Raw genomic sequence first — 9,915 nt, 5'->3', positions numbered from 1 at the left:
GGTTCCCGCCGATGCCGTAGTAGTACAGCCATAACTCCCAGGGCGTGATGTGTGCGCGGTCGATGGCGATCAGGACGTCCGGCCCGCTGAGGTTACTCGTTCGTCGGCGACTCCCGCTCATCTGCCTGATCCGCCTGTTCCGCTATCGCCGTGTCCTACCTCTACCTAACCGTAGAGCGGCGTTCGGCTAAAGGTGGCCAACCAGCAGAAAATGACCTTGGGGTTGCGCACCGAGGAATTGAAGTGACACCAGGACTGACTCATTGACCAAGCTGGCCTGCCGCCCAATGACGCGAGGTCCTGCGAAGCTCAGCAGAATGGGTTATCCGCTGGCCGGGATTCAGTCAGTGGTAAGGAGTTTCAGTAGCTCGTGCTCGGAATCGAAACCTGTGCGAGAGGTGCCGCGGTGGAGGTGGTGGGCGAGGTCGATGATGTCCTGTGCGACGATGACGACTTTGCGGTTGGCGTTCTGGCTGTAGCTGCTGATGCGTTGGAAGGCTTCCAGCGCGTTGATCCCGTGCCGGCTCATGAGGATGCCCTTGGCTTGTTCGATGACTGCCCGGCTGACTGTTGACGCGGCGACGGCTTCGTTCGCGAGCTGGTGCCGGTCGGCGTGGATGGACCGTGTGAGGTCCACGACGAGCCCCCATACCCCGACGGGGGTGTCGCCGTCGAGGATGAGGTCGGCGCTCATCAGGATCTTATGGACCCGGCCGTCCACCGACCGCAGGGACGCGTACGCTGAGGCGGGGCCCTTTGTCGTGGACACGCGATCCCAGAACGCCTGGATCCTGTCCCTGTCGACGGGTTCGATATGCGCGAGACCGAGCTCGAGAGTGGGAACGATGTCGCCGCGTTCGTAGCCGTGGATCCGGAACAACTCATCGGACCACTGGAACGTCGGTGATCCGAAATAGTATTCGACCGTCCCGGTCGGACAGTCGATGAAGTAATCGATACCTGCGTCCCCGGTGCGGGGAGCCGCCGATTCATCGGAAATGGTCATGGTGATAGAACCCATTCAACGGACTTGCCTCGGGCTAGCGTCTTAACCCGGACCTCAGAAAAGGACAGTAGCAAAGCCCTCCGACACCGTTCTCCGTCGCCACGTCAACGGACTGTCCGCCCGACACATGCGCCGATCTTGAAGCCTTCGTGTTGGTCGCTTGAAGGCGGGGGTGGGGACGGGTCGCGTCGACCAGACAGTCGAACCGAGTCATGCTGTTGTTCAGAGGTGACCGTTGCGTGAGTCTATGCGTTGGAGGAGGTCGCGCATCTCGGTGAGCAGAGCGACATCCACGGGGGTCGGTTCGGCTGCTGGCTCTTGAACTTCCGCTCGAGCCCTCACGCGTGCTGCCGCGTGATTCATCGGGACGACGAACACGAAGTACACCACTGCTGCTGTGATCAGGAAGGTGATGGCCGCGGTGATCAGGCTGCCGAAGTCGACGAAGGTCGCTGCATTACCGGGCCTGATTTCGAAGCCGAGACCGGCGGCATCGACGCCGCCGGCCGAGGCGATGACCGGATTGATGATGAAGGTCGAGAAAGCGCCGACGAGTGCGGTGAACGCACCCCCGATGACGACCGCGATCGCCAGTTCGATGACATTGCCCCGCATGATGAAGTCCTTGAAACCTTGCAGCATGATCTTCTCCCTCCAATGCACGTCGTATCGACGGCGTGATTCTGACAATTATCACCGTAAACCTCACTAGCAGGTACTCACCATAGTCCACTCGATCGACTCGAAGAGGGAGTTGGAGCATGGGCTTCGGGCTCTTCGTCGATAGTCTGCCTGTGCATCTGCATCGATAGCTGCAATCAGATGTATGCGCGCAAAGCTGGATCTGGTGGGGTGATGCGCCAGGAGATGAAGTGGACGGTGAGGTCCGCGTTGATGGGTGCGCAGCAGAACGGGCCCGCTTGCACGGTCGCGTCGGGGTCCAGTGGTGTCGCGCGGATCAGTCGCCATGGTTCGTCAGCGACCCGTGCGCGAATGGTGAGGGCGCTGCCGGATCGACTACAGCGGATGGTCACCTTCCGTCCGGACCACTCCGGTACGGGAGACAGCGACCAATCCGAGATGACTCTCGTGACCACAGTGCCAAGATGCTCTTGTCCCTCGATGATTTCCACGCCGGCTTTCATCCAGGTTTCATCATCGATTCTGATGAAAATACCAGCCTGATCGAACTGGGCAGACAAGTCGAGATTAAATTGCACTTCCATGGCCGACTGAGGTCGCATGCCCATCAGCAGGGCATGTTCCGAAGCATGGATGACACCGTAGGAGCTCAGACCCCACGCATCACTACCTTTACGGGCAGTGACCTGAAGACCCGACTCATCAGAGACCACGCGGACGGGCACATTCGTCCACGTTCCCTCGTCCCAGCCGATACTGCGCTTCACGATCTTCTCCAGCTTTATCAGTGGCTGCCGAGGCGCAACCCGGTAAATCAGTGCCCGCCAAGAGAATTTGCCACGCATTCCCGTCTCGCAGACACCGCCAGACAACCGAGCAGGAGGCCCAAACACCCCGCATCACCTCCGTCACCGTCATCGTTGATGTCTGGTCTGGGGCGTGATGCCAGCCGAATCTCCGGTCGATGTGTTCTCAGAGTCTTACTGGTGGGTGAGCTGCCTGTATTGGGGGTTTTGACGGAAGAATCCCTGCGCGATGGGACAGTATGGGACAGCCGCAAGGCGGCGCTTGTGCGCTGCCAGGACAACGTTACGCATCAGGGTGCCCTCGACCTGTTCGCGGTCAAACGCATCGAGGACGACAGTACGGTGCAAGCGTATGATGCCGGCTCTCATGGTGTAAGCGACGTACCCAGTCAGGACGCCGTCGCGGAACAGTTCAAAGCGGTGACCCCGCGCGTTGTCGCAGAACTTCTCCCGGAAATTGACTGACTTCCGCCCTCCAGTTGCCGCGTCCCGGCGCCGCTTGAGCTCGTCAGAAATCCGCTCGTAGTCCGCTACCGCCCCATAGGGCGGGAAGTCCAGGTCGATGACTTTGAACAATCTGATACTCCACCGGCGAAGATCTCGATTCGTCGCGCGCTGAAGATCAAGAGGAACCCCAGTTGAGGATTCCTCCGGAAAAATCGCCCAGTCGGTTGTTTCTTCTTCCGACAGAGAAGCTCTCGGTGTTGTATCGCCGGCATCCGTCAGGGCGGCGGCCGCTACGCTCATCGCCACAACTGCCCCTATCACTTCCTCCGCAGCAGAGGCAGGCTCCGGAGTCTCAGAGCCAGTTCCAGTAGTCCCGCCTGCTGATGTATCGGGGGCCAGACCCAGGGAAGTATGTGGAACCTCAGAGTCGAAGGAGTGCATCGAGCTATCAACGCGGGAGGGAAGAACAGATGGTGAGGGCACGGGAGCGACCTTTGAGGAGATACCAGAACAGGCCGTTTCTTGACCCAACGTCAGAGTACGACGATATTTCAACTTTTGTAAAGCTAGGAAAACTAGCTATATGTCTGCTGACGATGTCTGATTATTGGGGTCTGCAGTGCGTCCTACCGGTCGGATGGTGAGGGCGGCTTCAGAGTTGGGCGAGAGCGCGGAGTCCTCGATGGAAAGCGTCACTGTCCTGAGCACTCAAAGGGGCAAGGGACTCGGTAATCGTCTCTCTGAGCCCGCTCTGAATGTGGACGTGGACCGCAGAGCCGTGTGATGTGGGATGGAGACAGATCTTCCTGCGATCTGCGATGTTGGGTCGGCGCTCTACGAGGCCGGCCTTTTCCAGCCGGTCGGTGACCGCAGTCATGCTTGCCGTGGATACGTCCAGCACATCAGCCAGGACTCGGGGACTGAATGCTTCGACCCCAGCGTCTGCTTCGACGATCAGGGCCAGGGCGCGCGCGTCAGTCGTATTCAATCCTGCTTTCTCGGCCAGATCCTTTTCCACGCCGGCGAGATAGATCGAGCAGCGACGCAGGAGGTCGACCATCGGTAGATCTTCCGGGTCGCTCAGATGGTTCCCTGTCGCTGACGTCATACCTCCTGCGTACCACGACAACGACAGAAGATCTCTGTCATCTGTTCAGAAGCAGGTCAGCGCCGGCTCAGGCTCGACTGGAACGTTGCTCTCGATTGTTATGTGCCGGGATGGTTGGGAAGGCGTTGGCGGCGCGTGGCAGCTCCCGGTCTCATGAGGACCTGTCGGCGCCGCCGACGCTTGTCGCGACAACCCCAGAGCTGGGGGCTGCAGTTGTCACCTCGCGTCCCTGGGAGGGTGTCACGAGGGGCCAGCGCTGGAGTGAAACGATCGGCAGCTAGCCCTGAAGCAAGGGTAGGAAGGTGCAGCGTGCCCGGCACGAGTGGTCACCACCTCCTTCGCCACCGACCGTACTTGCATGACTAAGTGCTCATCCGATGAAAAGGCTCCGCGGGAAGTCAGGATGGGCAGTCTGTGTGGGCAGTCAGGATGGGCAGTAGTCGGGCAAAGGCAGTCTTCGAGCCTGTTCCAGGGGGTTGTCTGTACGGCTGATGAGGCGTGGAGTGCCGCTTGCGATGTCATCGGTGGCCGTGGAGCTTTGTGGTTTGTATTCTGGGTGCGCTGACGGACAAGTCGGAACGCCTTATCAGGACTACTGTCGTTGGTACTGCGAGGATCCCTCCGGCTTGGTCGAGGACGCCGGGGTTGGGAAGGGAAGCAGCAATTGCATCGTCGGCCAACTGGTTGGAGGCCGAACCGGCGATCAGTAGGAACAGTTGCCTCATTGCGAAGGCAGGGGCAGTGCCAACTGGCAGTCGATTTTTGTTGCTCTTCCTCAGCGCTGGACGAGGGTAGATACTTCACGCATCAAGCCGCTCGAGGTAAGCACGTCAGAGGGGGTCGCCTCTGAGCATCGGGTAGGGCGTGGTGAAAGGTTGATCCAATGTCGGATCCTCGTGACGAAGCTCAGAGCCGCCATGAACCCGAAGATACGCAGGGTAGTAAAGACGGTCAGGCCGGAGAGGGACCTGATCAACAGGATTGCTGCGCTCAGAACGAGGACGCGGAGGATCAGCAGGACAGGGCAGATGATCGGAAGGCGGCGGAGGAAGAGCAGCTTGACCGGGTCCTCGAACGGCTACATGACATCAATGAGCGTCTGCGCCGGCTTACTAATCTGTCGGAAGCCACAGCCGCACGAGACCAGATTGGCCAGGCCCAAGGAATCTTGATGGAGCGCTATGGACTGAACACCGCACAAGCGCTGTAGCTCCTTCTGACTGCCAGCCAGAACAGCGACATCCCGCTTAGTCGTACCGCCTCTCCGCGGATCCTCCCGCGCGCCGGACATCACGATCCGCATCACCACGACGTCACACGCCGACCTGCCACAGGTCGTAGCCGACGTCGAGCACCGCATCAACAACGACCTGAACCTGACTCTTGGCAGAGGGCCAGCATCACCCGGTATCGCCATCGATGTGAAGGCCGACCCTAAGAAGGACAGCTCCGTCACGGTCGAACAGGCCTCGGCCCACCACTAAATTCCCATCAACCACCAGCACCTAAGAATTGAGGAACCCATGAAGAAGATCGCCATCACTATCGCCACCGCCCTCTTCGGCCGGTACATGGAGCGGCGCCGCGTCGCCGAAGGGCGCCCGAAAAAGCCATACCGCCGCCGCTGACCGATCAGCATCCAGACCCCGGCCCACTCCCATGAGCCGGCACCAGAAACACCCATCACACAACACATCATGCGAAGGAGAACACTGTGGGACTCGACGACAAGATCAAGAACGCAGCCGAGAAGATCACCGGCCAGGCCAAGGAAGCCTACGGCGACGCGACGGACAACGATCGTCTGCGCGCCGAGGGCCAGGCCGAGCAGTCCAAAGCCGAGCTCAAGGACGCCGGCGAGAACGTGAAGGACGCCTTCAAGAAGTAACTGTTCCAGGGTGAAGGCCAGCCAGTGGAACCACGAGGGTGGCCTTCACCCGCATCACGACCAACCACCAAGCATGATTGTCATCGCCACGTCACCGTCACTCCACGGCCACCGACGCCTAAAACTGCCGTCACATCAGCCCGTGACTTGTCACTGATAAAAATCGGTGTCATCAACGCGATCCAGGACACCGATCCTGCCAAACCGGCCAAACCGGCCAAACCGGCCAAACCGGCCAAACCGGCCGATTAGAACCGATGACGGGCGGAGACCTGCAATGTCAACCAGATGACGCATGAGGGAAAGAGCGGCGGCAATGACACCCAGAACCGTTACAGCGGAACCCGAAACATGGTCGGATCCTCAACTGCTCAGCACGGCAGCACGCCTCTGGGAATACGCTCTGAACAGCGAGCTGGAAAATCTGAACCTGACTATCGCCGGGCTTGCCACCCTTCAGGCCCTCCACGCTGAAGGAACAACAAGTCAAGCCGCGCTGGCCAGAGTAATCCGCGTTCAACCCCAAACTCTCCGCCGGACACTACGGTCACTCGAAGCAAGCGGGTACCTGACCAGCTCCGCACCAACGCCCGGAGCCCGCGGCCTGAATATCAGCATCACCACAGCAGGTGCCCTGGTCCTCGCTGAAGCCAACCACCTGGAACAGCACTCCTACCGCTCCATCACCGGCGGCAACGAGATACACCCTGTACTTGTCACACTGATCAAGGGCCTTACCGCCGCGCACCCGCTCGAGCGCAGCTGAAACCAGATCTGCTGGTGGGGGTGCGCGGATTTCTTAGTGGTAAGTGACCCAGGTTGGCGCTGGAGTATGCGCCTGTGTTCGTCGCGGGTACTGTCCGGCAGCGCTCAAATGGTCGCATGAAGAGGTGCGGGTGGCTGGTCCTCGTGTTGTCCTGCCTTCAGGTCGCTAGCCTCGATGGGGGCGATAGTCCCTGCTCGTCTTCGAACGGTGCATGGTCGTTCGCCTCTGGCGTCGTCCTTCTCTTGAAACCGGAAGGCCCGCGCCGGTAGCTGTCCTGTTCCTTAGCAGAGACAGTTCTCGCTCTCAGGGTCGGCGGCGCTAGGCAGCTTGTTTGAGACCACAGCTTCCCCTTGGTGCGCCGCCGCCCCCCCCCTTCAATAACTACCCGGGACTACTCGGCGAACCATTCAAGGGCTCACAGGTATGCGATGCACTCGGAAGTGACGTGATGTCAGTCAGTCCGGCTATGAGTGTTACTCAACCACAGATGGACGGCTTTGAGCTTTACCCTTCGGGCTCCACCCGCCCACAAGTGGATGACCACCGGTCGTCACAGCCCACCTCACCCTGCGCAGTCCTCAAAGGCGCTAAGAGGGCCTGCAATCCCTTATCACTCCAAGAAGCAATCACAGAACGCCGCCAAGGGAGCTAACAGTCAGAAGCCGGTCGCCCAACCTGCCGAAAACGAACGTTTCCGCTACACGTGCTGCCGGACCCCGTCGGAGCCTTGGGAAGGCTCTTTTCTTATAGCAATTCTCAGTACCACCATCTATGCTCCACGTCTGCCAGCGTGTGGTGAGTTCCGCTACTTTGGAGGGCATGGGACACCTTCTCGGGTACGCGCGGATGCCGACAACTGAGCAGGACGCTTCGCTGTAGGTCGACACGCTGAATGCCGCCGGGTATAACCGGGTGTTCGTTGACACGATTTCGGGATCGCTCGATCAGAGGCCGGGCTCGCCAGGCTGCTGGATCAGTCGCCCGCGGCCGCCGGACTGCTGGATCTGGACCGGCGCCCTCGCCGTCGCCGATGACGGATACGGGCAGTTCTGGGTCACCAGAAATGGCGAGCCACGCACCATGCGACCGCGGCGCTATGCCTACGATTACCTCACCGGAAAGACTCTGCACTCCGGCATCGCGCTCATGCACGTCTACGACGTCCCGCTCTGTGTACACGCCGGCACCGGGACCGACACCCACCTGCTGCCCGGCACCCAGGCGTTGAACATGCTCGACCGGTCCCGGAAGGGCAGGCACGCCTACGCCTCGACCTTCCGTTGGCGCGGCGTCGGTCACGGACAGATCCCTGCCCAGTCAGTCGAGCTCCGCGCAGCCCTCCTCGAGTACGGATGGAACGAGCCGATCATCCGCCCCCTGCTCACCGGCACCGACTCCGAAGCACAAATCCAGTTCTAGAGCCTCCGCAATCTGCACTGTCCGGGTTGCTCGCGTCCGCAGTTTCCAAACATGTTCATGCGACACGTCTGCCGCTCCGAATGCAGGTACTTCTGGTTGTACTGAAGGGGCACGTTCGTCGGCTGAAGTGTTGGTGTGTGCACCAAGGTGGCTAGTGCTTGGTGAGGCTACTCCAGTTCGCGCGGAAGTGGATCTTCGACGTGTGCCCTTGATCCTTGGGTGGCGGTCCAGTTTCCGAGGAGTTGTAGCGCGTCGTACGAGGCAGTGCCTGGTTCGGCCGAGTAGATGAGCATGGTGAATTGATGGTCGTTGGAAAGGTCCAGCCCGAGGTAGGTCAGGTCGAGATCGCCGACGAGGGGGTGGCGGATGCTTTTGGTGCCGGTGCGGTGTTCGCGGACGTCGTGGGCGCCCCAGAGCTTCCGGAAGAGGTCGCTTCGGGTCGAGAGTTCGCCGACGAGGTCGCTGAGCCGGCGGTCGTAGGGGGAGCGGCCGGCTTCGGTGCGGAGTAGGGCGACGATCTGGCGGGTGTTGGACTCCCAGTCCTGGTAGAACGTCCGGGCCTTGGGGTCGAGGAACACGAAGCGAGCCGCATTGACCGGCTGGGAGGCGTCGTCGAACATCTCCGAGAACAGGGCGCGGCCGAGAGTGTTGGTGGCGACGGCGTCGAGGCGGCCGTTCTGGACGTAGACCGGGACGGTTGTCATCGCGTCGATGGTCTGCTGCAGGGCCGGGGTGACCTGCGCTCTTTGGGCCGGGCGACGGCGTTGCGGGTGGGCTCCGGTGTTCGCCGCGCGGACGAGGTCGTAGAGGTGGGAGTGCTCGGCTTCATCGAGTTGGAGGGCGCGGCTGATTCCGTCGAGGACGGCGTCGGACACCCCCTTGGCGTTGCCCCGTTCGAGGCGCTTGTAGTACTCCGAGCTCATGCCGGCCAGGAAGGCGACTTTGTCCCGTCGCAGACCGGGGACCCGGCGCCGTCCGCCGTAGTCGGGCAGGCCGGCCTGGTGCAGGTCGAGCTTGGCGCGGCGCGAGACGAGGAACGCGCTGAGGTCGTCCTGGTTGTCCATCGGAACGTTCATGGGAACGAAGGTATCCCACCTCCGGAGCGGTAGAGGGGCCCCGCCAAAGCACCTATAGGTAGGGTCTCGCTCGCTTCCGACAAGGCCTGTTGACTTGAAATATCAGTCGGCCCAGAAGGGCCGGCAAGGACTACAGGAAGGCATCATCATGCCCAATGTCTGGTTCATCACCGGAGCTGCCCGGGGCATGGGGGTCGATCTGGTCAAGGCTGCCCTGGACGCCGGGCACCGCGTCGTCGGCACCGCCCGGAACGCGGACAAGGTCACCGCGGCTCTGGGTGAGCACGAGAACCTTCTGGCCCTGTCCCTGGACATCACCGATCCGGCTGCGTCTGCCGCAGCGGTGGAGGCGGCTGTGGGGCACTTCGGCAGCATTGACGTCCTCGTCAACAATGCCGGGAACTTCTACGCCGGCTACTTCGAAGAAATCAGTGACAAGCAGGTCCGAGCGCAGATGGAGACCAACTTCTTCGGACCCCTCAACGTCACGCGCGCTGTCCTACCCGTGATGCGTCGACAGCGCAGCGGGCATGTCATCACGATCAGCTCGGCCGCCGGGATGATCGGCCAGGAGTTCTGCGCTGCGTACGCGGCATCAAAGTTCGCCCTCGAGGGGTGGATGGAGTCCCTGCACTACGACCTCGCGCCCTACGGTATCCACACCACCGTCGTGGAGCCCGGCTTCTTCCGCACAGAACTCCTCGTCGAGGACGCCTCCTCGATCTGGCCCGAACTCTCCATCGAAGACTACGCAGAG

11 protein-coding genes are annotated in these 9,915 nt (G+C 61.1%); 5 read left to right on the top strand and 6 right to left on the bottom strand.

The genetic code is table 11. The annotated features are described in order from the left end of the window. Positions 1 to 340 precede the first annotated feature (340 nt). The 5 genes from CVO76_RS13455 to CVO76_RS13435 all read right to left on the bottom strand — a co-directional run bounded on the left by CVO76_RS13455 (position 341) and on the right by CVO76_RS13435 (position 4,009). The gene (locus CVO76_RS13455; RefSeq protein ID WP_208739628.1) at positions 341 to 1,006 is read right to left on the bottom strand and encodes an ANTAR domain-containing protein; all 666 of its coding nucleotides are present in this window, start codon (positions 1,004 to 1,006) and stop codon (positions 341 to 343) included. Positions 1,007 to 1,228: 222 nt separating this feature from the next. Further along, entirely contained in the window at positions 1,229 to 1,648 is a 420-nt protein-coding gene (mscL, locus tag CVO76_RS13450; protein WP_208739627.1) for a large conductance mechanosensitive channel protein MscL, read from the bottom strand. 176 nt (positions 1,649 to 1,824) lie between these two features. Continuing rightward, the gene (locus tag CVO76_RS13445; protein WP_244185983.1) at positions 1,825 to 2,415 is read right to left on the bottom strand and encodes a DUF1349 domain-containing protein; all 591 of its coding nucleotides are present in this window, start codon (positions 2,413 to 2,415) and stop codon (positions 1,825 to 1,827) included. A 213-nt stretch (positions 2,416 to 2,628) separates the two neighbouring features. Continuing rightward, on the bottom strand, positions 2,629 to 3,201 hold the full coding sequence (locus CVO76_RS13440) for a GNAT family N-acetyltransferase (RefSeq protein ID WP_244186333.1): 573 nt from the start codon (positions 3,199 to 3,201) through the stop codon (positions 2,629 to 2,631). A gap of 352 nt (positions 3,202 to 3,553) precedes the next feature. After that, positions 3,554 to 4,009: a MarR family winged helix-turn-helix transcriptional regulator gene (locus CVO76_RS13435; protein WP_208739624.1), complete on the bottom strand. Its 456-nt coding sequence runs from the start codon at positions 4,007 to 4,009 to the stop codon at positions 3,554 to 3,556. Between the two features lie 883 nt (positions 4,010 to 4,892). Here CVO76_RS13435 and CVO76_RS13430 point away from each other — a divergent pair. From CVO76_RS13430 to CVO76_RS13415, 4 genes are all read left to right on the top strand, one after another. Further along, positions 4,893 to 5,219: an ANTAR domain-containing protein gene (locus CVO76_RS13430; RefSeq protein ID WP_208739623.1), complete on the top strand. Its 327-nt coding sequence runs from the start codon at positions 4,893 to 4,895 to the stop codon at positions 5,217 to 5,219. Positions 5,220 to 5,723: 504 nt separating this feature from the next. Then, positions 5,724 to 5,897, top strand: coding sequence for a CsbD family protein (locus CVO76_RS13425; RefSeq protein WP_208739622.1), 174 nt, complete (start codon positions 5,724 to 5,726; stop codon positions 5,895 to 5,897). 316 nt (positions 5,898 to 6,213) lie between these two features. Beyond that, positions 6,214 to 6,663 (top strand): MarR family winged helix-turn-helix transcriptional regulator, encoded by a 450-nt coding sequence (locus tag CVO76_RS13420; protein WP_208739621.1) that lies wholly within the window; start codon positions 6,214 to 6,216, stop codon positions 6,661 to 6,663. A gap of 1,080 nt (positions 6,664 to 7,743) precedes the next feature. Then, positions 7,744 to 8,082, top strand: a complete 339-nt coding sequence (locus CVO76_RS13415) for a hypothetical protein (RefSeq protein ID WP_208739620.1) — start codon at positions 7,744 to 7,746, stop codon at positions 8,080 to 8,082. A 167-nt stretch (positions 8,083 to 8,249) separates the two neighbouring features. On the opposite strand, the gene CVO76_RS13410 is transcribed toward CVO76_RS13415, so the two are convergent. Then, positions 8,250 to 9,146, bottom strand: coding sequence for a helix-turn-helix domain-containing protein (locus tag CVO76_RS13410; RefSeq protein WP_208741823.1), 897 nt, complete (start codon positions 9,144 to 9,146; stop codon positions 8,250 to 8,252). 160 nt (positions 9,147 to 9,306) lie between these two features. On the opposite strand from CVO76_RS13410, the gene CVO76_RS13405 reads away from it, so the two are divergent. Further along, on the top strand, positions 9,307 to 9,915 hold a 609-nt coding region (locus tag CVO76_RS13405; protein WP_244185982.1), incomplete at its 3' end, for an SDR family oxidoreductase.

The organism is Arthrobacter agilis (assembly GCF_002953615.1).
GTDB lineage: Bacteria > Actinomycetota > Actinomycetes > Actinomycetales > Micrococcaceae > Arthrobacter_D > Arthrobacter_D agilis_B.
Note: the sequence above shows the minus strand (reverse complement) of the source record. Positions and strands in the feature narration are given on the sequence as shown.

Bases quoted from the DNA above. Each gene is read 5' to 3' on its own strand.
- CVO76_RS13415 (WP_208739620.1), top strand. From the start codon at position 7,744: ATGCGACCGCGGCGCTATGCCTACGATTACCTCACCGGAAAGACTCTG.
- mscL (WP_208739627.1), bottom strand. From the start codon at position 1,648: ATGCTGCAAGGTTTCAAGGACTTCATCATGCGGGGCAATGTCATCGAA.
- CVO76_RS13430 (WP_208739623.1), top strand. From the start codon at position 4,893: ATGTCGGATCCTCGTGACGAAGCTCAGAGCCGCCATGAACCCGAAGAT.
- CVO76_RS13420 (WP_208739621.1), top strand. From the start codon at position 6,214: ATGACACCCAGAACCGTTACAGCGGAACCCGAAACATGGTCGGATCCT.
- CVO76_RS13455 (WP_208739628.1), bottom strand. From the start codon at position 1,006: ATGACCATTTCCGATGAATCGGCGGCTCCCCGCACCGGGGACGCAGGT.
- CVO76_RS13410 (WP_208741823.1), bottom strand. From the start codon at position 9,146: ATGGACAACCAGGACGACCTCAGCGCGTTCCTCGTCTCGCGCCGCGCC.
- CVO76_RS13440 (WP_244186333.1), bottom strand. From the start codon at position 3,201: ATGAGCGTAGCGGCCGCCGCCCTGACGGATGCCGGCGATACAACACCG.
- CVO76_RS13435 (WP_208739624.1), bottom strand. From the start codon at position 4,009: ATGACGTCAGCGACAGGGAACCATCTGAGCGACCCGGAAGATCTACCG.